We start from the raw sequence: 24509 nt of genomic DNA on the forward strand, positions 1-24509 counted from the left end.
TAAGCTGAAAAATTGTTGAAATACATCAGATTATATGCTATAGTAACAGCACTGGAAGTGGGCTCGACCCGCTTTTTTTAGTTTTAGGGCAGTAGATTTCCATGAGAAATCTATTTAGCGAGCGAGAGCTCGCGAGAAGGGGAGGCTCCAGCAGTTCTGCGGGCTGGGTGCCCACGAAGTGGGTGGCGGTGACGTGAGCCCCGTTATAGATTTCGGTAAGAAATCTATTTAGCGAGCGAGAAGGGGAGGCTCCAGCAGCTCTGCTGATGGAGAGGGCGACGTGAGCCCCTATAGCGGTATGGCTGAGATTCAGCAGATAATCGAGACTGTCACGCACCTTGTGGAACCTATAGTGCGGGACGAACTTCTGGAACTCGTGGAAGTTGAGTTTCATCCGGCGGGCGGCCGATGGTTGCTTCGCGTTTATATAGACAAAGAAGGCGGGGTCACAATAGGCGATTGCGAGCGGGTGAGCAGGGAGCTGGAGCGAATTCTTGATGTGGATGATATTATCGATCATCCCTACACGCTTGAAGTATCGTCGCCCGGGCTTACTCGTACCCTGAAGAATAAAGGTGATTTTGAACGCTACAAGGGCAAACGCTGCAAAATAGTCACCTCGTCACTCATTGATTCGAGAAGCGAGTTTGAGGGAGAGATACGCGAGGTGAGTGAAGAAAGTGTGAAGATTATGACTGCGAGCCGGGCAAAAAACGAAACAAGAGCGGATATCTATGATATTCCTTTCTGTGCTATAAAGAAGGCACATTTAGAATTCGAGCTGTGAGAGGTACAAAAGTATGTATTTCGACCTAAATTACGTGATCGAACAGGTGGGCAAAGAGAAGGGCATCCCCAAGGAGATTATCGTAGAAACGCTGGAAGAGGCAGTGCTTTCAGCCTCCAAGAAAAAATTCGGCAATCATCTTGAGCTTGAAGCGCGCTATAACGAAGAAATGGGCGAGATAGAGATTTTCCGATTCAAGACTGTTGCCGAGAAGGTGGAAGATCCGGATTTGGAGATTCTCCTGGAAGATGCAAAGCAGGTCGATCCCGAATGCATGATAGGCGATTCAATAGGCATCAAGATGGACACCTCACAGCTCGGCCGAATAGCCGCGCAGACCGCGAAGCAAGTCATCATGCAGAAAGTGAGAAACGCGGAAAGCGACGTCATCTATAATGAGTATAAGGATCGCAAAGGCACGATCGTGACAGGCATGATACAACGAGTGGAGAAAAACCACTACGTCGTTAACCTCGGCAAGACTGAAGCAGTCTTGCCCTTCAAGGAAACAATACCCAATGAGAATTTTAAACGGCGGGACAGGGTCAAGGCGTACGTGCTTGAGGTGGAAAAAGACCAGAAGGGTTGCACCATCCTCCTGTCGAGGACGCATCCTAATTTCCTGATACGACTCTTCGAGGTCGAGGTCCCCGAAATCCAGGAAGGTATCATCAAGGTGATAGGCGCTGCAAGAGAACCGGGCGAGAGAGCCAAGATATCCGTGAACAGCGGAGATGCCAGCATCGATCCGATCGGAGCCTGCGTCGGCGTAAAGGGATCTCGCGTGCAGGCAGTAGTTCAGGAATTGCGAGGGGAGAAGATAGACATCATACCGTGGAGCAAAGACGCCGCCAAGTTCGCCTGCAACGCACTTGCACCGGCCCGTGTCTCTAAAGTTTACATCAACGAAGAAGATACCTCGATGGAGATTGTGGTCAACGATGACCAGCTATCACTCGCCATCGGAAAGAAGGGGCAGAACGTCAGACTGGCTTCACGTTTGACAGGTTGGAAGATAGACATAAAGAGCGAGTCGGAGGTGGAGAAAACCTCTCGCAAGGTTATAGACGATCTGATGGAGAACCTGAAAATCAATGAGATACTGGCGCGGGTGCTCTTCGACGAATACCTGAGAGATGGCCGAGACATAGCCCGTCTTGCACCGGAAGAGCTCACAAAAGTTACCAGCATATCGGTCGAAGACTGCAGAGCAATAATAGATAACGCTAAAGTGTGGGCGGAAGTATCGGAAAAAGAGGCGGCAGAGCAGGCAGCGCTGGAAGCTCAGCCTCAAGAGGCCGCAGAAGCAGAGCAGGCTGATGGGCAGGCTGCAGAGCATGCCGAAGGCCATGCGGAGGGCCACGTAAAAGGAACTGCCGATACAGTCGCGCAGACGCCGACAGAGGGTTAGCAAGGGAGTACAGGGAGGTCTAGCAGCATGCCAAGGATAAGAATTACTACCCTCACCGATAAGATGAAAGACGAGCAGGTCTTATCGAAGCTCAAGAATATCGGCGCCAAGGGCAAGGAGAAAGAAAAAGCCGGTACGGCAGAGATCCACGAGGACACAAAGGAAAAGGTAAGCGCAAGCGGCGAGAAGATCATAGAAAAGCGGGTGGCATCGACCGTCATCAGAAGACGTGTCCAGACCCCGCCTCCAGAAGCTGCTGTAGAAACAGCAGAAGAAACAAAGGCTCCGCTGGAAGAAGCCGCAGCCACGAGGCCTCTACCAAAGAGAAGGGTCGCTATCAGGAAGGAAGCAGCGGAAGCACGCACGGCTGAGCCGTCAAATGTCGAAGTAGAGACAGCGCCTCCCCCTGCAACTGCGGCGCAGGCTCCCGCCGCTCAAGAAGTGCAGGCGCAAGCCGCCCAGGCTGAAGCCCAAGTCGAGGAGCCCGTAAGGCTTGCAGGAGAGGCCGCCAAGGAAGAACCGGCCAAGCCAGAGATCGAAACCATCGGCGAGGAAAAAAAGCAGGAGATTACCAGGGCACTGGAAGAGGTATACAAACAGGATCTGGAAAAAGAATTCAAGCTGGTTGAGGAAGAACCGGAAGAAGAGAAGAAGCGCAAGAAAGCTGAACGGCTCCTCAAGAAAATCGAAGAAGAGGAACTGGAATCTACCACGACTAAGAAGAAAGGGCTTCTCAAGCGCAAAGTAGTAATACGCGAAGAGGACCTGTATGCCTTCAGGCGCCGCGGTGGCAAGGCGCTCCCCTTCAGAAAGGACAGGCGGGGAAGAGCGGAGGCGAGGGCTGAAGAAGAGGCGAGACCCGAGCTGAGAATTGTTAAAAAGGCAGTGCGGATTGCTGACCAGATCCAGGTTGGAGAACTGGCAAAACGGTTGAGCGTCAAGGCCCAGGACGTCATGAGCAAACTGTTTTCTCTCGGCGTGATGTCCAGCATCAACCAATCGATCGATCATGAAACTGCATCTCTTGTAGCGACAGAACTCGGTTTTGAGGTAGAACGCGTGCTCTCGATGGAGGAGGAATTCCAGGCGAGAGAAACAGAGGCCAGGGAATCTGAGGAGAAGGAGAACCTCAAGGCGCGCTCTCCGGTTGTTACCATCATGGGTCACGTCGACCATGGAAAAACACTTCTCCTGGATACCATCAGGAATACCAATGTTGCAGAACGGGAAGCAGGGGGCATAACGCAGCATATAGGCGCCTACCTCGCGCAGGTCAATGGTAAGCAGATCGCTTTCCTCGACACTCCAGGTCATGAAGCGTTCACTGCAATGCGGGCACGCGGCGCACAGGTAACTGACATAGTGGTCCTGGTGGTGGCGGCGGATGACGGGGTGATGCCCCAGACTGTGGAAGCCATCAACCATGCGAAAGCCGCCAACGTTCCCATTATCGTGGCGATAAACAAGATCGACAAACCGAATGCAAACCCGGAGAGGGTTATAAAAGAACTTGCCGAACATGGTCTGGTTCCGGAAGAATGGGGCGGGACCACCCTTATGGCAAAAATCTCTGCGAAGAAAAAGACAGGAATCAACGAGCTTCTGGAACTGATCCTGCTTCAGGCCGAGATGCTCGAGCTCAAGGCAAATCCTGATAAGCTTGCCAAAGGCATTATTATTGAGTCGGGTCTCGATAAGGGACACGGGCCCATCGGTACCGTCATAGTCAGGGAAGGCACGCTCAGCGTCCACGATCCATTTGTGGCAGGGACTATCTTCGGTCGCGTGCGCGCCCTGATCGACGATAAGGGAAAGAGGATACAGAAAGCGCCTCCGGCCACCCCGGTGCTGGTCGTTGGTTTCTCGGACGTGCCCCAAGCAGGTGATTCCTTTGTGGCAACGACGGAAGAGAGCTACGCACGGGAACTCTCCAGATTCAGACAGGAGAAGGCGCGAGAGAAAGAGGCCATGGCGGGCCCCAGGGTTACCCTTGAAGACCTGTATGCCAAGATGGAAGAGATAGAGAGACTGACGTTGAATGTGGTGTTGAAGGGTGATGCGAGGGGTACACTCGATGCCATCCAGGACGCACTGACGAGACTCTCCACGCAGAACATTCAGATTCAGATCATCCACAGCGGCGTCGGCGCCATTACTGAAACCGACGTTAACCTTGCAATGGCATCCGGTGCCATCATCATCGGCTTTAACGTCAAACCGATACCAAAAACGCAAGCTCTCGCAGACCAGGAGCACGTGCAGATCCGCACCTATTCGATCATTTACGAGATGATCGACGAAGTGCGAAAAGCTATGGAAGGCATGCTTGCGCCGAAGATCGTGGAAGTGAGTATCGGGAAGGCAGAAGTCAGAAAGATATTCACGGTCTCCAAGCTGGGTAGCATTGCTGGATCATACGTCACAGAGGGCAAAGTGACGAGGAGCGCCCTGGCTAAAGTGAGACGGAATGGAACGGAACTCTATGCAGGCAAGCTTGCCTCTTTGAAGCGCTTCAAAGATGATGTCAAGGAGGTTCAGGCCGGATATGAGTGCGGCCTTGCCTTGGAGGGATTTAACGATATACGTGAAGGGGATGTCATCGAATTCTTTGTTGAAGAACAAGAAAAACAGACTCTCGATGGCTAATTTGTTTCCATGGTCGTCGGCATTTCTCGCGTCGAAATCTTCTTACCTGACAACCATTCTCTGAAAGAAAAGAGACAGGCCACAAAACGGATAGTGGAAAGAACAAGGCAGAAGTTTAATGTGTCAGTCATGGAGGTCGATCGTACAAACCTTTGGCAGCGTGTAACCGTAGGCTTCTCTGTGGTGGGTAATGGAAGGGATGTGGTGGAGCGCATGGTCGAAAACATTCACCTTTTCATCGAAGAGCTATACATAGGCAAAGTGATTGACACCAGAACTGAAATAATGATGGTCGGCGATGAAATATAGAAAAGAGCGCATGCAGGACTTCGTCCGGGAAGAAATATCGATGATCCTGCAGCAGGAAATAAAGGATCCCGGTCTCGGTTTCATTACAATCATCGACGTAAGGATGAGCGATGATTTAAAGTATGCCAAGGTCTACTACTCGGTGTACGGATCGGATGAGGAAAAGGAGCATACTGCCGAGGCGCTCAAACGTGCAACCAATTACATCAAGCACCTTCTGGGCGGCAAGGTGCGAATGAAATACATGCCGGAGATTACCTTCGTGTACGACACAGACCAGGAAAGGGCTGCCAGAATTGACGCCATCCTGAAAAAGGTGAGTAATGTTTCAGAGGATTAAGGAGATACTGGCAAACGGGAAAGAGTTTGTGGTCACCTCTCACATAGATCCCGATGGCGATGCTTTAGGCTCGGCCTTTGCCCTTGCTTTTGCTCTTGGAAAGCTGGGGAAAGAGGCGGTGGTCTACCTGAAAGACAAGGTGCCCTACAAGTACGAGTTTCTCCCTCAGCCGCCAAATTTTGTGCGCGCGATCTCGGCAAACAAGTTCGACGCTGTTTTTGTAGTGGACTGCGGCGATTTTTTCCGTGTGGGGAATGACCACGAAAAACTGAAAGAACAAGGCCCGATAATCAATATCGACCATCACGACACCAACGAGGCATTCGGCTACCTGAACATCATCGACGAACGGGCTTCCTCCACCGCGGAAATCATCTACGCGATCATCAAGGCGCTGGATGTCAAGATAGATCACGATATAGCGATGAATATTTACACTGCCATACTTACCGACACAGGCTCGTTCCGGTACAACAGCACGAACTCGAAGGCATTCCTCATCTGCGAAGAGATGACCCATCTCGGGGTACTCCCTTCCTACGTTGCCGAGAAGGTATATGAGAGCCATCCCAAGGAACGGTTCCTGCTTCTCTGCGCAGCGCTCACAACCCTTGAGACGTACCGCGATAACAGGATCGCGTTTGTGCAAATCACAGACGATATGTTCCGTAAAACGGGTGGTTCAAGAGAACATACCGAAGGCTTTGTGGAGTTTCTTAAAGAAATGAGGGGTGTAGAGGTGGCACTGGTCGCACGACAGATCGGTACTGACCGCTACAAGATATCAATGAGATCCAAAGGGAAGATAGATGTGGCGTCGGCTGCAAGACATTTTGGCGGCGGGGGCCACAAGAATGCCGCAGGGTGCGTCCTTGAGGGTAGCATCGACCAGGTAAAAAAACTTCTTGTCGAGGCTTTCCGGCTATGATGGACGGCTTTCTTGTTATCAATAAGAATGCGGGAATAACCTCCTACCATGTCATAAAAAGGCTTAAAGCCATCTGTCCCTTCAGGAAGATTGGCTACATAGGCACTCTTGACCGTAACGCTACCGGAATTTTACCCGTGGCCCTCAATGAGGGAGTCAAGCTCATCCCCTTCCTCGAAAACGGAGAAAAGACCTATATAGCTCGTTTTGTGCTGGGAGTTACCACAGACACGTTCGATCTTGAGGGTACGCGCATCACCGAGGTTAATCCACCCGAGTATGACCTCAAGACCATAGAGGAGACCCTGCTTGCGTTCAAGGGGAAGATACATCAGAAGGTGCCAGTGTACTCATCCAAGAAGATAGACGGTAAGCCTCTCTACAAATGGGTGAGGAAAGGCGTCGTGATGGAGACGCCCTACAAGGACGTCGAAGTGCATGACATTACATTCCTTGCGTATGCTCATCCATACGTGGACGCTGAAGTAAGGTGCAGTAAAGGGACCTACATTCGTGTGATTGCGCACGATTTTGGGGCGGTCCTGGGTTGCGGCGCTTCGCTCCACTCGTTGAAGCGGTCGCGTCACGGTGAATTCACCCTGGATATGAGCACCCCTCTTGAGGCTTTAAAAACGGAGCAGGATATAGTAAAATACACCCTATCCTTGCGAGATGTTTTGAAAAATCTGCGCGAGGTGACGGTTGATTCCAACCTGGAAAGATTCTTGCGGAACGGCATGCCCGTGCCCTTGTTGGAAGGCTCCAGGGATTTAAAAAATGGTGAATTTGCTAAGCTGATGTCCGGAACCGGAAGCGTAATCGGCATAGGAAAAATCGATGGGCCGACGAGAACGATCCGGATAAAGAGGCTAATTAACAGCTAAGGAGGCGATGAGCATGTCACTGGACCCAGGTCAGAAGAAAACAATAATAGAAGGCTACAAACTGCATGAGAAGGACACCGGCTCGCCGGAAGTGCAGATTGCCCTGCTTACCGAGAGGATTAAGCTCCTCACCGAGCATTTCAAGAAATTTGATAAGGACCATAACTCCAGGCGCGGTTTGCTCATGCTGGTGGGCGCCAGAAGAAGACTCCTCACCTATCTGAAAGAAAAAAATGCAGACAGGTACCGCAAGCTTATCGAAAGACTCGGTCTGAGAAAATAAAATAAAAGGTTACAGGAAGGATTACTATGGAAGAATCACTCACAATTGAATATGCCGGCAGACCGCTGACGATCTCGACTGGCCTCGTCGCCAAGCAGGCAGACGGGAGCGTTCTCGTGACGTACGGCGACACAGTAGTGCTTGTCACTGCGGTAGGAGACAGGAGACAGACGGAAAAGGACTTTCTGCCGCTGACAGTGAACTACCAGGAAATGACGTACGCTGCGGGAAAGTTTCCCGGCGGATTCTTTAAGAGAGAAGCAAGACCGTCCGATAAGGAGACACTGACGTCCCGTCTAATAGACAGGCCGCTGCGGCCGCTTTTTCCGAAAGGCTGGAGAAATGAGACGCAGGTCATAGCAACAGTGCTTTCGGTGGACCAGGAGAATGATCCGGCGTTGCTCGGCATGATCGGCGCTTCGGCTGCCATGGTCATTTCCCCCATCCCCTTTTCCGGACCTATGGCAGGAGTCAAGATCGGAAGAATTGACGGAAAGTTCGTTATCAATCCAACGGCCCAGCAGATGAACGAAAGCGACGTCGACATTATACTCGCAGGTACGAGGGAAGCAATCCTCATGGTAGAAGGCGAGGCAGGATTCATTAAAGGTGAAGAGTTAATCGATGCGATCGACCTGGCCCATCAAAGTCTTCTTCCGCTGATAGAGATGCAGGAACAGCTACAGGCAAAAGCGGGCAAAGAAAAATGGCCGGTGAAACCCGCCGGTGCCCCTCCGGAGTTGAAGACAGAGATACGGAGTGCTGTGGAGAAGGATCTCACTCTCGCATTTGCAATACCGGATAAACGACAACGGGGAGACAGGATCCAGGCGATCCAGGACGAAGTAAGCACCAAGTATGCAGACGCGGAACCACTTGCAGCCCTGAAATCCTTTGAAGAGATAAAGAAAGAGATGATGCGCGAATCACTCTTTACAACGGGTAAAAGGATTGACGGCAGAGGCGCTGATGATATCAGGAATATCAATTGCCGGGTAGGCATTCTTCCGAGAACCCATGGATCAAGCCTTTTTACACGAGGAGAGACGCAGGCCCTGGCCGTGACCACCTTCGGGACCGCAGAGGATGAGCAGAAGGTAGAATCATTGCTCGAGGGAGTAAGTTATAAGTCTTTTATGCTCCATTATAATTTTCCGCCATTTAGTGTAGGAGAGGTAAGTTTCCTGAGGGCGAAATCGCGAAGAGAAATAGGCCACGGCAACCTCGCCGAGCGCGCCCTGGCCCCGATTCTTCCCTCCAAAGAGGAGTTCCCCTACACGATACGTATAGTCTCGGAGATCCTCGAATCGAATGGTTCCTCATCGATGGCGTCGGTCTGCAGCGGCTGTCTCTCTCTTATGGACGCGGGAGTGCCGATAAAGGAACCCGTTGCGGGTATTGCCATGGGTCTTCTGATCCAGGACGGAAAAGACGTCGTGCTTACGGACATTCTCGGAGACGAGGATGCCATGGGTGATATGGATTTCAAAATAGCAGGCACGCGGGAAGGCGTGACAGCCGTGCAGATGGATATCAAGACGAAGGGCATCACGAAGGAGATTATGCGCAAGGCCGTTCACCAGGCTCAAACAGGTATCGGCAGAATCCTTGACATCATGGCTCAGGCTCTCCCCGGTCCGCGGGACGTGCTTTCGCCCTACGCACCACGCATATACACCATAACGATCAAACCGGAAAAGATACGTGAAGTCATCGGCCCGGGCGGAAAGATCATAAAGGGTATTGTAGAACAAACCGGTGTGAAGATAGACATTGAAGATTCGGGTCTCGTAAGGATTGTCTCTCAAGACGCCCAGGCAGCCAACGATGCGATCGAGATGGTCAAGAAGATCACCAAAGAAGTAGAGATAGGGACCCTTTACATGGGCAAGGTCAAGAAAGTTGTCGACTTTGGTGCGATAGTTGAGATTCTTCCCGGAGTCGATGGCCTTGTACACGTAAGCCAGCTTTCCGACACGTACATAAAGAAGGTCAGCGACGTCGTCAAGGAAGGAGATGATATCCTTGTTAAAGTGCTCGACGTCGAACCGAACGGGCGGATAAGGCTCTCGAGAAAGGCAGCTGTCAAGGAAACCAAGGGAAAAGAAGAGGATGTATAGGAAAACCGTCCTCGACAACGGTATTCGCATCGCGACCGAGACCCTTCCCTACTTCCCTACGATCTCGATAGGCATCTGGTGGAAGACGGGAAGCCGGTACGAAAATCCCGGCAACAACGGCATTTCCCACTTTATCGAGCACATGCTCTTCAAGGGAACTGCCAACCGAACCGCCTACGATATAGCCAGGGAGATCGATGCGGTGGGCGGTACTCTGAATGCTTTCACCGGCAAAGAGTATACGTGCATCTACGCGAGGGTTCTCAAGCGCGACATGGATATAGCCCTCGACATCCTCGCTGACATGTACAAGACCTCCCTCTTCAACGGGGAGGACATTGAGAAGGAGAAGCAGGTCATCATTCAGGAGATAAAGATGATTGATGACAACCCGGAAGAGTATCTCTTCGACATGTTCAGCTCTGCTTACTACAAGGGGCACCCTCTCGGCATGTCGATCCTGGGCAAGGAAGAGAACATACAGGGGATGTCACGAGAGAAACTTCTTTCCCACTTCGCCAGGTACCATGCGCCTTCCAACATGATCATCACCGCATCAGGTCGCCTGGATCACGACGCATTCGTAAAAAAGGTGGAGAATCTCTTCGCAGAGTGCGTGAACAAAGGAGAAACTCCGACGTCAGTCGAAAAGCCGTCGTCCTGCACAGGGATCGATGTGTACGAAAAAGATCTCGAACACATCTATCTCTGTATCGGGACGGACGGCGTGGGTCAAACAGACGAAAGGCGTTATCCCCTCTACGCTCTTAATGCTGTGGTGGGCGGGAGCATGAGCTCGCATCTCTTTCAGGAAATCAGAGAAAAGAGGGGTCTCGTCTACAATATATTTTCCTACGTCAACTGCTTTCATGATGCCGGCACCTTTGGCATAACCACATCTACCTCACTCGAATACCTGGAAGAAGTCATCGGCCTCATCAAGAAAGAGATGGCCCAGTTGCGCGACCAGGGAGTCGCTGCGGGCGAGATCCGCTTCTCCAAGGAGCACATTAAGGGGAACTTCTTCATTTCTCTGGAAAGCTCCGAGGCACGCATGGGGAGACTGGCAAAAAATGAGATCTATTTTGACGGGTATGTCCCCCTCAGGGAGACATTGAAATCGATAGACGGCATTCAGAAATCTCACCTGGATGAAATGAGCCAGTCTGTGTTCGGGGATCCGTCACGGATTTCCCTCGCGATTCTTGGTCGCGTTGAGAAGGATGTCGTCGAGAGGCTATGGAAGAACTAGAGGTGCTCATCGTAAGGGATGAAGGCGCATCCCTGCCCTCTTACGAAACCACCTTCTCCTCAGGAATGGATCTTCGCGCCTGTCTTGCCGAACCAGTCACCTTACATCCATTCGAACGGGCCCTTATCTCAACCGGCATCCGTATCTGTATACCAAAAGGCTTTGAGGCTGAGGTAAGACCAAGGAGCGGCCTGGCAATTAATGCGGGCGTGACGGTCCTCAACACCCCGGGCACGATCGATGCCGACTACAGGGGAGAGGTAAAAGTAATCCTCATCAACCTCGGATCCGAGCCTTTTACTGTTAGCTCGGGTGACAGAATTGCCCAGATGGTTTTTCACAAGACAGCCCACATCTCGTGGCGCGAGGTTAAAGAACTGCCGCAGACCGACCGCGGCAGCGGAGGATTCGGATCGACAGGAATATGACAGTTGGCAGTTGACGTTTGGCAGCTTCCAGTTTATCGTTTTTTGTTACGTGTTGTACCGGTAACCGTAAACTGTCCACTGTAAACATTTTGCCGTAGGCAAAAGCATGGACCCCTACGCTGACCTTGATGCTTTCACCACCCACCTCACCACCGAGCGGGGAGCATCTCCCCATACAGTCGAAGCCTACACTAGAGACATCATCGATTTCATCACGTTCATGGAAGGCAGATCGGACGCCTCTCCGGAGCCAAGAGATTTTGAAGAGTACGTGGGCTTTTTACGGCGCCAGGGAAAAAAGACGAGAAGCATCGTCCGGGCGCTGTCCGCGCTAAGGAGTTTCTATAAATTCCTCCTGCTCGACGGCAAAATAGCGGTGAACCCAGTGGCCGAAGTGGAGATGCCCAAATTCAAAGCTCCTATACCGAGCGTCCTGAGCCAGGACGAAATGGCTGCTCTGCTCACGCCTGATGCCGCCCAGCACATGACGCTGCGCGACAGGACAATCCTCGAACTTCTGTATGCAACAGGTCTTCGTGTTTCGGAATTGATCGGGCTTAAGAAACGGGATATCAATCTGGAAGCGGGCTTTGTTGTCGCCTCGGGGAAACGGTCCAAGGAACGCATGGTGCCGCTCGGCACGTATGCCCGGGATATTGTAAAGCTCTATCTTCAGGAAGCGAAGCGGGGAGGTATCTATTTCTTTTCAAACAGGAACGGCTCTCCCTTAAGCAGGCAGGCCATCTGGAAAATCGTACGAAAGTATGGACTGCGGCTTGAGCACGGTACACATATCTCTCCTCATACATTGAGACACACCTTTGCGACGCACCTGCTCGAGGGCGGAGCAGACCTGCGATCTGTCCAGATCTTGCTCGGTCATGAAGATATTTCGACAACCCAGATCTATACGCATGTAGACCGGAAAAGGTTGAAAGAGATTCACAAAAAATATCATCCGAGAGGATGAATGAACTACAAATCAGAAATCCGAATATCTAAATTCGAAACAATGTCAAATGTGCAAATGTCCCAAATTCAATTTTTCGGGGTCTTCCTTTCGAGCATTCGGAATTTGGATTTGTTTAGAGATTAGGAATTAGAATTTCTAATTTGGTGTAAGATGAAGATCATCACCACCCACTACAATGCTGATTTTGACGCTCTTTCCTCGATGATCGCTGCAAAAAAACTTTACCCGGATGCGACTCTCGTTTTTCCAGGTTCCCAGGAGAAGAGCGTGCGTGATTTTCTCGTGCATTCCACCGCCTATTTCCTGGACATTCTGAAACAAAAAGACCTGGACTACAATGCGGTTGATACGCTGATTCTTGTGGACACAAAACAACGCAAGAGGATCGGAGAACTTGCAAGGCTTCTCGACAACAAGAATCTAACGATTCACGTGTACGACCACCATCCCCCTACCGACGACGACATCAAAGGAGAGGTGTACATGACCGGCTCGACCGGGGCCTGTGTGAGCATGTTGATCGGTCTGCTCAAAGAGCGCGATATAGACCTTTTGCCTGAGGAAGCGACGATCATGATGCTCGGCATCTACGAGGAAACGGGCAGCTTCCAGTATCCTTCAACCACCAAGGAGGATTTCGACGCCGCTTCATTCCTACTCTCGAAGGGCGCTAACGTGAATGTTGTCTCCGAGATACTCGTAAAGGAGCTTTCCCCCGAGCAAGTCCATCTGCTGCATGACCTCATTGAAGCAGCCCAGGTCTACAATGTGAACGGGATTGATGTGGTCATAACAGAGAGTTCCAGCGAAGAGTACGTTGGAGATCTCGCCGTGCTCGTCCAGAAATTCAGAGACATGGAAAATGTCAATGCGGTTATCGGGCTGTTTCGCATGGATGACAGGATCTACGTAATCGGCAGAAGTCGCATCCCTGAGGTCGATGTCGGTCACATCCTGACACTGCTGGGCGGAGGAGGTCACAAAGAGGCGGCTTCTGCTACGGTAAGAGAAGCCACCATGGAGGAGACGAAGACCAGGGTGCTCCGGTATCTCAACCAGTATGTGAAGCCGTTATGGGAGGCACGCGACATCATGTTCTTCCCGGTTAAGACGGTCGATCAGGATGCACCCATCAGCGAGGCAAAAAACATCCTGACGAAATACAACATCAACGCAATGCCGGTCACGTCGGATAACACGATTGTTGGCATTATCTCGCGCCAGATAGCTGAGAAAGCAGCGTTTCACAAGCTTGAGCACCTGCCGGTAAAGGAATATATGGTCACGGAATTTTCTGTTGTGGCTCCCGAAGATTCCATCGAGCGGGTAAAGGAGATCATCATAGGCGGTAACCAGAGGTTTGTCCCGGTGATAAAGGAAGAGAGATTGGAAGGGGCCATCACAAGAACAGACCTCCTCAGAATACTCGAAGACGAGATCAGAAAAACGATTCTCGGCAAGATGGATTACCACGACACCTACGAGAAAAGAAGGAACGTAAAGAAATTGATGGAAGAGCGACTTTCCCGGCAGATGCTCGACAAGCTCGCGGTCATCGGCAGCCTGGCAGACGAGATGGGCTATCACGCCTATCTTGTCGGAGGCTTTGTAAGAGATCTTCTGTTAAGGACCGCTTATCCTGGGCGCCTCAGGGTCCCGGCCGGGCAGGACGAGAAGCTTACGCGGGCCAGGCCGGATGCCAGTACGTTGCAGGATGGAGCGCCCGGACAGGGATCTGCTTCGAAACGGGTCATAGCAAGTCCTGGATCAGTGACCTACGACATCGACATTGTGGTGGAAGGCGACGGTATCAGGTTTGCCGACGCACTCGCCAAACAGGTTCAGGCCAAGATCCGCACGCATAGGGAGTTTGGCACTGCGAAGGTGATGTACGCTGGTGGTTTCAGCGTCGACATAGCCACAGCACGCCTGGAATACTACAAGGCACCAGCCGCGCTTCCCATCGTGGAGCACAGCTCTCTAAAGCTTGACCTGTACAGGCGGGACTTCACCATCAACACGCTCGCCATATCCCTGAACAAGAATACCAAAGGCGAATTAATCGACTTCTTCGGTGCCCAGAGGGATATCAAAGAAAAGACGATCAGAGTTCTTCACAGCCTCAGCTTCGTAGAAGATCCCACCAGGGTATTCAGGGCCGTGCGCTTCGAGCGACGCTTCGGTTTTCAGATCGGCAAGTTCACCATGAACCTGATCAAGAATACTATCAAGATGGGGTTTCTCTCGAGGATAAGGGGATCAAGGATGTGGAGAGAGCTTTCTCTCGTTTTGAATGAAGAAAATCCTGGCGCCATCCTCAAGCGGCTGCAGGAACTGGATCTCCTGAAGTTTATCCATCCCCGCATTCTGTTCGACCGGGAGAGGGAAAAGCTCTTTCAGGAGATGGACACCGTGCTGAAGTGGTACCGGCTGCTCTACAAGGGAAAGCTGAACCAGACATTCTATTATCTGCTCGGCGCCCTGGACCATATGAGCACGGAGGACGTAACAGGTTTCGCGGCTAAACTGGAGCTTTCCGGAACGATGAGAAAAAAGCTGAGCAACGATATGGACAAAACAGTGAAAATAATGGCAAAATTTGAAGGTTCTATCCGGACAATGCGAAAAAGCGAGATATACCGGGAACTGGAGATCTTGAGCCTCGAGGCACGTCTCTTCACCATGGCGAAGGCCCAATCGGACGACATAAAAAGAACGATCTCCAATTATATTACGTACGCGGATTCACTTAAACCTCTTCTGACGGGGAAGACTCTCAAGCAGCTGGGCATCAAGGAAGGACCGGCATTCGGCGATATACTGGATGCGCTTAGAGACGCAAAGATCGATCTGGGTCTGACCACCAAGGAGCAGGAAATAGCATTTGTTAATAATTACATTAAAGAAAGAGGAGTTCGTCTGTGAACCTGAATGCGTCTACCCTGGAAGTACAAATGGAGTGTTTTGAAGGGCCGCTTTCCGTGCTCATCAACCTCATCAAGAAAAACAAAGTAGATATTTTCGACATTCCCATAGGCATGATTACGGAGCGCTTTTTGGAATACGTCGAGCTTGTAAAACAGATGAACCTCAGGATCGCGGAAGATTTTATCGAGATGGCCTCGCTTCTTCTCTGCATCAAGTCCCGTATGTTGCTCCCCAGAGAGGAGGAAGATCCGCGCACGGAATTGGTGGAAAAAATTCTTGAATATGAGAAGATTAAAGGCATGGTGAATATGTTCCAGGAATTGCCTGTGCTGGGCGAGGATACTTTTTCCCGCGGCAGGACGGGTCTTCAAGTTGAGGAAGAAGATCAGGACCTCACGGCGCTCTGCATGCTCTTTTTTGAATTGATGAAGAATAGGCGGGAACGGTTCCTGGTAATACGGGAAATCAGACCTACGCTCGAGGAAAAGCTGGAGATTCTGCGTCTTGCCCTTTTCGAGAAGGGACACTTCGCCTGGAACCCCAAGGCTGATCTCGACCTGTCCGAAAAGGTAGCCACGGTCCTCGCAATGCTGGAGATCGTCAAGCTGAAAATGGCAAACCTGGCACAAAAAAGGCCTTTCGGGACAGTGCTCCTCACGAGAAGGTGAGAACGTGGCAACATCAAGATTGAAGAAGACACTTATAGTAATCGCCGTGATTATACTGCTGGTATTCCTTCTCTCTATTGTGAGAGCCTGCCTTAGCAAGGGAGGAGAGAGGATAGCAGTCGTTGAGATCGAGGGCATCATCTCCGATTCGCGGCAGGCCATGGAAGATGTTATACGTTTCAAAGAAGACCCGAGCATAAAAGGTGTGATCCTGCGAATCAATTCTCCGGGCGGCTCGGTCGGACCCACGCAGGAGATCTACCGTGAAATAATCAAACTCAAGAATGACAAGAAGGTGTTCGTTTCCATGGGCTCTGTCTGCGCTTCGGGAGGTTACTATATCGCTGCGGCAGGAGATAAGGTCTACGCGAACCCGTCGACGATCACGGGCAGCATAGGTGTGATCATGCAGTCTGTGATCTTAGAGGAACTGCTCAAAAAGATCGGAGTGAAGAGCAATACGATTAAAGCAGGCGAGCTGAAAGATGCGGGCACACCCTTCAGGGATATGACTCCGGAAGAAAGAGCCTACCTGGACGGCATCGTGAAGAATATTCATGAGCAGTTTATAAAGGATGTTGCGGCGGGCAGAAAAATGGAATTCGAAAAAGTGAAGAGTATGGCTGACGGACGGATTTATACCGGTCTCCAGGCCAAGGAGCTGGGGCTGGTGGACAACATCGGCAATTTTTATGATACTGTGGATGATATCAAAAAGGTCCTCAAGATCAAGGGCAAGCCTGAACTGGTCTACACAGAAAAACCATTTTCTTTTTCAAAATGGCTCTTTTCCTCGATGTCGGATATGTCGAAGGAATCGCTGGAAAGTTTCTTCTCCTCTCCATTTAAATTCCTGTACCGGCCCTAGGCTTCACTCTCTCTTCAGCTATTTCTTCGCGCGTATAAAATTATCTAATGACGGAATAAAATATTTTGCGTTGCTTTTAAGTCGACCACTCTATATACCCTAGGATAAAAGGAGAAGTAGGGACAGGTACTCCTTCTCATGAAAGCGACTATAGCGCCTTTCAAAGAAGCGATTGAGATGATAAAAGAGGCCGGAGGAGAGGCCTTTCGAAAATGTTTCCAATGTGGTCTGTGTACGGCCAGCTGTCCTTGGAATCAGGTGCGAACGTTCCTTCCTCACAGGCTGATTACCGAATCGAAGTTCGGCCTTGTCGAACTTGGCGAAGAGTGCTGGTGGCTTTGTTCGACGTGCAACATGTGCGTCAGCCGCTGCCCAAGGGGAGTTTCCATCACCGACGTGATCCGTGCGGTCCGGAATATCACGACGGATAGTCTGCCTCGCGCGGTACCCGAAAGCCTGAGGAGCGCTGTAGCGAGTCTCAAAAGCGCAGGCAACCCGTGGGGCGGATTGCGGGATGAGAGAACTAACTGGTCCCGTGATCTCGCCATCCCGGCAATGAGCAAGGAAAAAGAAATGCTCTATTTCTCCTGCTGTGTTCCTGCATTCGATCCAAAGATGGGAAGTGTAGCGCGGGCTGCGGCAAGATTATTAAAGCTTACCGGAGCGGATTTCGGGATCATCGGCACGAATGAGAGCTGCTGCGCTGAAAGCGTGCGTAAGGCAGGTAACTACGAACTTTTCGATAAGCTCGCGCGCAGTAATATCAAAGCTTTTAAAGAATCGGGAGTGAAGCAGATCGTCACAAGTTCGCCCCATTGCTACGCAACGTTCAAGAATGAGTACCCCGCTCTGGACGGAAATTTCGAAACCATCCATTTTACACAATATCTGGCAGCCGCGCTGAACGATGGAAGGCTCACACCCAACAAACCCTTTCCCAGAAAAGTGGTCTATCACGATCCCTGCTACCTTGGGCGCCACTCGAGCATCTACGATGAGCCCCGACAGATCTTGCGGAGCATTCCCGGCTTGACGCTCCTGGATGAGATGAACAGCCGCGAGCGCAGCCTCTGTTGCGGTGGAGGCGGGGCAAGGATCTGGATGGAGACCAAGAAAGGGCAGCGTTTCTCCGATATACTCGTGGAACAGGCGGTTGAACTGGGCGCCGAAGTCCTCGCCACGGCGTGCCCCTATTGTATCCTCAACTTCAAGGACAGCGTACTCACGATGGGCAAAGAAAATGTACTCGAGGTTCGCGATGTTTGCGAAATCATCAATGAGGTAATTTGAGGCAAGGAGGAACAAGCATTTCCACTGACGCCAGACTGATTCAGTTACCCGCCCGCAAGAGTATCGGGGCGGTCATGGTAGTGGGAGCAGGTGTGGCCGGTATACAGGCAGCGCTTGATGCCGCCGCATCAGGTTTCAAAGTCTACCTCGTCGACAAAGGCCCCGCCATCGGCGGCAAGATGTCACAACTGGACAAGACATTTCCCACCAATGATTGTTCCATGTGCATTCTCTCTCCAAAATTCATCGAATGCGCCACGAATCCAAACATCACCATGCTCATGAACACAAGGATCGAGGCTGTTGAGGGCGTGGCGGGCGATTTCGACGTCCACCTTCTCCAAGAGCCCCGCTATGTCATCGAGGAAAAATGCACGGGATGCGGTACGTGCTCCGAATACTGCCCCATATTCGTGCCCGACATATATAACGAGGAACTCTCAACAACGAAGTGCATTCATGTTCATTTTCCGCAGGCAGTGCCGGCGAAATCAATTGTTGATGCCACCCGATGCCTTTTTCTGACCAGGAAGGAGTGTCAGATCTGCGTACCAACGTGCAAGAACAAGGCAATCGATTTTCACCAGCAGGCGGCTAAGACGACACTGAAAGCCGGGAGTCTCATCCTCGCCCCCGGATATGAGCCTTTCGATCCGCTCATGCAAAGCCAGTATGCTTACGACAGATTTACCAATGTGGTCACCAGCCTTGAATTCGAACGATTGCTGAGCGCGTCGGGGCCAAACAACGGTGAACTTCTCCGTCCGTCCAACGGGAAGACACCCCACAAGATAGCATGGGTCCAGTGCGTAGGGTCACGGGACGAGTCGTCAGGATGTACCTATTGCTCTGCGGTGTGCTGCATGTACGCTACCAAGCAGGTAATCCTTTCAAAAGAGCATCATCCGGAAATAGAAGCGGTCGTCCTGCACAACGATATTCGCGCCTATGGTAAGGGATTCGAGCGGTTCTACGAACGGGCGAAGAGTATGTCGGGCGTTCGCTACGTTTGGGCCAAGCCCGCGGTAGTCGGTGAATGCGCCGAGACGAAGAACGTTATCCTCAGATACCGCACGAACAGCGGCGAGGTGAAGGACGAAGAGTTTGATCTTGTGGTACTTTCAGTCGGGCTTCACGCGCCGATGGGCAACCGGGAATTGGCCGGAAAGCTTGGTATCGAAGTCAACCAACATGGCTTCTGCGAAAGCCCCTCCTTTGCACCCATGGAGACATCCCGGCCGGGGGTCTTCAACTGTGGTGTCTTTCATGCCCCTATGGATATTCCCGACGCGGTGACACAGGCATCGGGTGCCGCATCCCTCGCCTCACAGCTTCTGACGAAGGCGCGTGGGACCATGGTAGAAAGAAAGATCTTTCCCGAGGAGCGCGATGTCACAGGTGAGCCGCCCCGCGTCGGTATCTTTGTGTGCGATTGCGGCACCAACATCGCAAGAGTCGTCGACGTGCCGCAAACTGTCGAATATGCAAAAGAGCTTCCCTGCGTGGCTCATGCGGTCGAAGAAACCTTCGCCTGCTCCGTTGATTCAGTGAATCACATCATAGAGACAATCAAGAGAGAAAGCCTCAATCGTGTGGTAGTGGCTGCCTGCACCCCGAGAACCCACGAGCCCGTATTCCAGAACGCGCTGCGCGAAGCGGGTCTCAATCCTTATCTCTTCGAGTTCGCGAATATCCGCGAGCACTGTTCGCTCGTCCACATGGCGGACAAAGAACGAGCAACGGACAAGGCAAAAGACCTTCTCCGGATGGCAGCCACGCGCGCGACGCTTTTGGAGCCGCTCTACCGGGTCTCTTACGGGGTCACCCGTTCCGCACTCGTCATTGGAGGAGGTGTCGCCGGTATGAAAGCAGCCCTCGGGCTGGCGGAACAGGGTATCAACGTGTATCTCATTGAGAAAAGCAACAGCCTGGGAGGGCTCGCCGCCAGAATCCCTGAGACGCTTGAAGGGGCAGATGTGAAAAGCTTCGTAGACGGCCTCATCACCGAAGTGAACAACAATGAATTCATCGAGGTACTGACCAACGCTGAACTTGTAGAATTTTCCGGCTACGTGGGTAATTTCACTTCATTGGTCAGAGTGGCGACAGCAGCAAGCTTGAATGCGATCAGCCACGGTGTGACCATAGTGGCAACCGGTGCGGAGGAACTGAAGCCGCACGAGTCATACCTCTACGGCGTTGATGACAGAGTGGTGACCCTGCTGGAACTTGATGAAGCAATGGAGAAGGACAGCCAACGATGTAAGAGCTGTACCAGTGTGGTCTTCATCCAGTGCGTCGGATCGAGAGACGAACAGCGACCCTATTGCAGCCGTGTATGCTGCTCTCACTCGGTGAAAAGTGCGCTGAAATTGAAAGAGATGAACCCGCACATGGACGTCTATATTATCTACCGGGACATGAGAACGTACGGGTTGAAGGAGGACTACTACAAGAAGGCGTCCGACCAGGGAGTCATCTTCATCCGGTATGAGACGGATGACAGACCGGAAATAGAGCCTGTGCACGAAGACGGAAGGGATTTCCTGAGGCTTGTGGTGACAGAGCCTGTTCTCGGTCAACGGCTCGAGATAGATGCTGATATGGTCTGCGTAGCCAGCGCGTCGATCCCGCCCGAAGGCAATCGACTGCTGTCGCAGCTTCTCAAGGTGCCTCTCAATGAAGACGGTTTCTTCATGGAAGCCCATATGAAGCTTCGCCCCGTCGACTTCGCTACGGACGGCATATTCATGTGCGGCACAGCACACAGCCCCAAGTCTATCGAGGAGAGCATTGCCCAGGCACAGGCAGCAGCCGCTCGTGCAATGACCGTGCTAGCCAAAGAAGAGCTTGAAGCAGGAGGAGCAGTCAGCCGAGTGACCCGCGCAAGGTGCAGCGGGTGTGGTCTCTGTCGTAGTGTCTGCCCCTACCAGGCCATTGCCGCCGGCGAGGATGGCGTCGCAGTCGTGAACGAGGCTATCTGCAAGGGCTGTGGTGTTTGCGTCTCCTCCTGCAGAAGCGGCGCTCTCGATCTGGGCGGCGTAACTAACAGGCAGACGTGGTCTGTGATTCAGGCCTTGTAGGGATGCACGTCGAGGTGTGAATGAAGATAGAAACGGATACCTGGGAACCAAAGATCGTCGCATTCCTGTGTAACTGGTGCAGCTACGCAGGGGCAGACCTGGCAGGCACGAGCCGCATCCAGTATCCCTCCAACATACGGGTGGTGCGGGTGCCCTGCTCCGGGAGGATCGATCCGCTTTTTATCCTCGCCAGTCTCCAAAAAGGCGCCGATGGCGTGCTGGTGAGCGGGTGCCATCCGGGAGATTGCCATTACCTGACGGGCAACTACAGCGCGAGAAGAAAATTTGCACTCCTCAAAAGCTTCCTTGCCTACATTGGCCTTGAAGAAGAACGCGTACAATTCAGCTGGGTCTCCGCATCGGAAGGGATCCGTTTTGCAAAAGTAGTGGAACAGGTGACAGCCCGCATAAAAGCATTGGGCAAGTCAACACGCCTCGTGAAAGAAGTACCCGGAGGTCCGCTCAATGTCGCAGCTCACCAGTGAGATCAGGGAAGCTGCCCGCAGACTCCTTAAGGACGGCCAGGTCCAGGTCGTCATAGGATTTGAGCGGGGAAGCCTGCCGCTGCGGAGCCGCCCCTGCTTCGTCAGAAGAGCGGAAGATACAGACAGGCTCGTATGGAACGGATTCTGCGAGGCAAGCCTTGCACGCTATCTGCCCAAGCGGAAAGAGAAAGCGGCTGTTGTGGCAAAGGGGTGTGACAGCCGCGCCATTGTCGAGCTGATCAAGGAGAACCAGGTCGCGAGGGATCGGCTGGTCATCATCGGCGTACCGTGTAATAGGATGATCAACGGGTCTCTCATCAAGACAGCTATGGGTTCCGTCAACGCTGTTGATGATCATCAGGACGGGGAACACCTGATTGTGAGAGGAGCCGTGACAGAGGTAATCCTCAGCCGCAGTGAGTTCTTCCTCGAGCATTGCAAAGAGTGCACCCATCCTGATCCTGTCCTCTACGATCTTCTTGTTGGGCATGCCAGTCCGGAGGAGCCGAAGGGTACGTTTTCCGATGTGGAGGCATTTGGTTCGCTCAATGAAGAATCACGGTGGGCCTACTATTCTGAAGAAATGCGCAAGTGCATCCGGTGCTACGCATGCCGCAACGCCTGTTCTTTGTGCTACTGCCCCGAGTGCTTCGTGGATACATCGCAGCCCCGGTGGCTCGGTAAATCCAACGACCTGTCAGACACCATGATCTTTCACCTGATCCGCGCCTTCCACCTGGCGGGACGCTGCGTAGCCTGCGGCGCCTGCGAGCGCGCTTGTCCAATGGGGGTGGATCTCCGGAAACTGAATAGAAAGTTGCAGAAGGATGTGAAGGACCTCTTCAAGTTCGAAGCGGGCCTGAGCCTCGACGAAGTCTCACCTCTGGCAAGTTTCCGTATTGACGACCCTGAACCACCCATGGTGGATCCATGATGCCTGAGAACATGCGGCTCTTGAGAAAGGAGCGGCTGGAGTTGTTTCTCCAAACCCTTCTCGACAATCGCATTGTCTTCGCGCCCGTGAAGAAAGGAGACATGCTTCTCTTTGAAGAAATCGAGTCTGCCCGGGATGCGGCGCTGGGTGAAGGCACTACGAAGAACTCCCCAAAGGGTGCCCTGTTCCCTCAGACGGAACGACTCTTTGCGTACCGACGTACAAAGGAAGGCATTGACATAGAAGCAGCCGCCACATCGGATAAAGAACGAGTCCTCTTTGGTATCCACCCCTGTGACGCGAGGGCGATGCTTCTCCTTGAGCGGGTCTTCGGAGGCCGCATCGAAGATCCATACTACGCGGAAAAACGACGCAGGACCATCGTGGTCAGCATGGCGTGCACGCATCCCGATGCCGCCTGTTTCTGCCTTGCGCTCGGCGGAGGCCCCTGCTCTCAAGAGGGATCCGATCTCCTTCTCTTTGACATCGGGGATCGCTATCTTGTCAGAGCATCAGGCGAGAAAGGGAAGCTCCTCCTCACATACACGATCTTCGAAGATGCTGACGAGGAATCTCTCGATACAGCGAAGAAAATAGAACAATCGGCTGAGTCGTCGATGCAGCCCGTGGGCTCACTGCAGCGTACTGCGGATGAAGACCTGGGGAAGCGCCTGGACGCATTCTTTGATGATCCCCTGTGGAATGAACTCACTGAGTCGTGCCTGAGCTGCGGGATCTGTACGTACCTTTGCCCCACGTGCCATTGCTTCGACATTTCAGATGAAGCCGGGTCCGTGACGGGGGAGAGGATCAGGACATGGGACTCCTGTCAGTTCGCATTGTTCACACGCCAGGCATCCGGTTTCAATCCACGGCCATCCGCGAGAGAACGATTCAGGCAACGAATGATGCACAAGTTCAGTCATCTCCCAAAGAACGTTGGCATGGCGGGATGTGTCGGCTGCGGCCGGTGTGTGACCCAATGTCCGGTCAACCTGGATTTTAGAGAAGTCTTGCTCACCTTGTCCAGGAAAGAGGCAACATAATGCAAAATCCCTATGTGCCATTTCCGATGAAAATCGATGATATCATCCTCGAGACAGAAGATCGCAAAATAAAGACGTTCGTTCTCTCATTCATGCGGGAAGAAGATAGAAAGCAGTTTGCTTACGTACCAGGCCAGTTCGCAGAGCTTTCTGTATTCGGCACGGGAGAGGCGCCCTTTGGCATGGCTTCCACACCGACACAGCCGAAGCACCTTGAATTTAGCGTAAGTGCGATTGGCGCAGTGACAGGGGCCCTCCACAGCATGCACAAGGGAGAGATAGTTGGCGTGCGCGGGCCGCTGGGCAACGGGTACCCTCTTGAGAGCCTCAAAGGGAAAAACCTCCTCCTCATCGGCGGCGGTTTCGGTTTTTCGACACTCCGTTCCCTGACGAACTACATTCTTGACGAAAGAAACAGGCAAGAGTATGGAACTCTGACGGTGGTGTACGGTGCGAGAAAACCTGGTCTTCTTCTCTACAAGGAGGACCTGGAACTCTGGAAGAAGAGAACCGATCTGAAGGTGCATCTCACAGTGGATGTGGAGGCTGACGGCTGGCAGGGTCATGTCGGCCTGGTACCTGACGTAGTGCGTTCAACGGCGCCGAGCGCCAATGACACAGTCGCCATCGTCTGCGGACCCCCGATCATGATGAAGTTCACCTTGCCGGTGGTGAAGGACCTGAACTTCAGGGATGAGAATATTCTTTTTTCCCTGGAGATGCAGATGAAGTGCGGCATAGGAAAGTGTGGCCGCTGTAATGTGGGCAGCAAGTACGTCTGCGGCGATGGACCGGTTTTTTCCCAGTTGCAGCTTGCCGGTTTGACAGGAGAGGCCCATTTTTAGA

20 protein-coding genes and 1 pseudogene are annotated in these 24509 nt (G+C 52.3%); all 21 read left to right on the plus strand.

From position 1 onward, the window contains the following. Positions 1 to 280: 280 nt before the first annotated feature. Positions 281 to 787, plus strand: a complete 507-nt coding sequence (rimP, locus tag VMT71_17240) for a ribosome maturation factor RimP (protein HVN25715.1) — start codon at positions 281 to 283, stop codon at positions 785 to 787. A gap of 13 nt (positions 788 to 800) precedes the next feature. Beyond that, complete coding sequence (gene nusA, locus VMT71_17245) at positions 801 to 2198, plus strand: transcription termination factor NusA (protein ID HVN25716.1); 1398 nt, start codon at positions 801 to 803, stop codon at positions 2196 to 2198. Between the two features lie 27 nt (positions 2199 to 2225). Next, a complete protein-coding gene (infB, locus tag VMT71_17250) occupies positions 2226 to 4844 on the plus strand; it encodes a translation initiation factor IF-2 (GenBank protein HVN25717.1) in 2619 nt (872 codons plus the stop codon). Between the two features lie 9 nt (positions 4845 to 4853). After that, entirely contained in the window at positions 4854 to 5153 is a 300-nt protein-coding gene (locus tag VMT71_17255) for a DUF503 domain-containing protein (protein ID HVN25718.1), read from the plus strand. Continuing rightward, entirely contained in the window at positions 5143 to 5493 is a 351-nt protein-coding gene (rbfA, locus tag VMT71_17260) for a 30S ribosome-binding factor RbfA (GenBank protein HVN25719.1), read from the plus strand. The genes VMT71_17255 and rbfA overlap by 11 nt, the downstream gene beginning before the upstream one ends. Next, complete coding sequence (locus tag VMT71_17265) at positions 5477 to 6421, plus strand: bifunctional oligoribonuclease/PAP phosphatase NrnA (GenBank protein HVN25720.1); 945 nt, start codon at positions 5477 to 5479, stop codon at positions 6419 to 6421. Before rbfA ends, VMT71_17265 begins: the two co-directional genes overlap by 17 nt. After that, positions 6418 to 7305 (plus strand): tRNA pseudouridine(55) synthase TruB, encoded by an 888-nt coding sequence (gene truB / locus VMT71_17270; GenBank protein ID HVN25721.1) that lies wholly within the window; start codon positions 6418 to 6420, stop codon positions 7303 to 7305. Before VMT71_17265 ends, truB begins: the two co-directional genes overlap by 4 nt. A 13-nt stretch (positions 7306 to 7318) precedes the next feature. Continuing rightward, positions 7319 to 7588 carry a 30S ribosomal protein S15 gene (gene rpsO / locus VMT71_17275; protein HVN25722.1) on the plus strand — a complete coding sequence of 90 codons (270 nt, stop codon included), beginning with the start codon at positions 7319 to 7321 and terminating at the stop codon, positions 7586 to 7588. 26 nt (positions 7589 to 7614) lie between these two features. Further along, on the plus strand, positions 7615 to 9708 hold the full coding sequence (gene pnp / locus VMT71_17280; protein ID HVN25723.1) for a polyribonucleotide nucleotidyltransferase: 2094 nt from the start codon (positions 7615 to 7617) through the stop codon (positions 9706 to 9708). After that, on the plus strand, positions 9701 to 10960 hold the full coding sequence (locus VMT71_17285) for a pitrilysin family protein (GenBank protein ID HVN25724.1): 1260 nt from the start codon (positions 9701 to 9703) through the stop codon (positions 10958 to 10960). The genes pnp and VMT71_17285 overlap by 8 nt, the downstream gene beginning before the upstream one ends. Beyond that, positions 10948 to 11388: a dUTP diphosphatase gene (dut, locus tag VMT71_17290; GenBank protein HVN25725.1), complete on the plus strand. Its 441-nt coding sequence runs from the start codon at positions 10948 to 10950 to the stop codon at positions 11386 to 11388. Before VMT71_17285 ends, dut begins: the two co-directional genes overlap by 13 nt. A 130-nt stretch (positions 11389 to 11518) precedes the next feature. Then, a pseudogene (gene xerD, locus VMT71_17295) lies at positions 11519 to 12358 on the plus strand (site-specific tyrosine recombinase XerD). A 153-nt stretch (positions 12359 to 12511) separates the two neighbouring features. Continuing rightward, positions 12512 to 15286: a CBS domain-containing protein gene (locus VMT71_17300; GenBank protein HVN25726.1), complete on the plus strand. Its 2775-nt coding sequence runs from the start codon at positions 12512 to 12514 to the stop codon at positions 15284 to 15286. After that, entirely contained in the window at positions 15283 to 15957 is a 675-nt protein-coding gene (locus VMT71_17305; protein ID HVN25727.1) for a segregation/condensation protein A, read from the plus strand. Before VMT71_17300 ends, VMT71_17305 begins: the two co-directional genes overlap by 4 nt. Before the next feature lie 4 nt (positions 15958 to 15961). Beyond that, on the plus strand, positions 15962 to 16825 hold the full coding sequence (gene sppA / locus VMT71_17310; protein HVN25728.1) for a signal peptide peptidase SppA: 864 nt from the start codon (positions 15962 to 15964) through the stop codon (positions 16823 to 16825). A 138-nt stretch (positions 16826 to 16963) separates the two neighbouring features. Next, entirely contained in the window at positions 16964 to 18115 is a 1152-nt protein-coding gene (locus tag VMT71_17315) for a (Fe-S)-binding protein (GenBank protein HVN25729.1), read from the plus strand. Then, complete coding sequence (locus VMT71_17320; protein HVN25730.1) at positions 18112 to 21198, plus strand: FAD-dependent oxidoreductase; 3087 nt, start codon at positions 18112 to 18114, stop codon at positions 21196 to 21198. Before VMT71_17315 ends, VMT71_17320 begins: the two co-directional genes overlap by 4 nt. 20 nt (positions 21199 to 21218) lie before the next feature. After that, positions 21219 to 21683 carry a hydrogenase iron-sulfur subunit gene (locus VMT71_17325; GenBank protein HVN25731.1) on the plus strand — a complete coding sequence of 155 codons (465 nt, stop codon included), beginning with the start codon at positions 21219 to 21221 and terminating at the stop codon, positions 21681 to 21683. Beyond that, positions 21664 to 22617, plus strand: coding sequence for a hypothetical protein (locus VMT71_17330; GenBank protein ID HVN25732.1), 954 nt, complete (start codon positions 21664 to 21666; stop codon positions 22615 to 22617). Before VMT71_17325 ends, VMT71_17330 begins: the two co-directional genes overlap by 20 nt. After that, entirely contained in the window at positions 22614 to 23663 is a 1050-nt protein-coding gene (locus tag VMT71_17335) for a 4Fe-4S dicluster domain-containing protein (protein HVN25733.1), read from the plus strand. The genes VMT71_17330 and VMT71_17335 overlap by 4 nt, the downstream gene beginning before the upstream one ends. After that, positions 23663 to 24508, plus strand: a complete 846-nt coding sequence (locus VMT71_17340; protein HVN25734.1) for an FAD/NAD(P)-binding protein — start codon at positions 23663 to 23665, stop codon at positions 24506 to 24508. Before VMT71_17335 ends, VMT71_17340 begins: the two co-directional genes overlap by 1 nt. Position 24509 lies beyond the last annotated feature (1 nt).

Source organism: Syntrophorhabdales bacterium, from assembly GCA_035541455.1.
Classification (GTDB): Bacteria; Desulfobacterota; Syntrophorhabdia; order Syntrophorhabdales; family WCHB1-27; genus JADGQN01.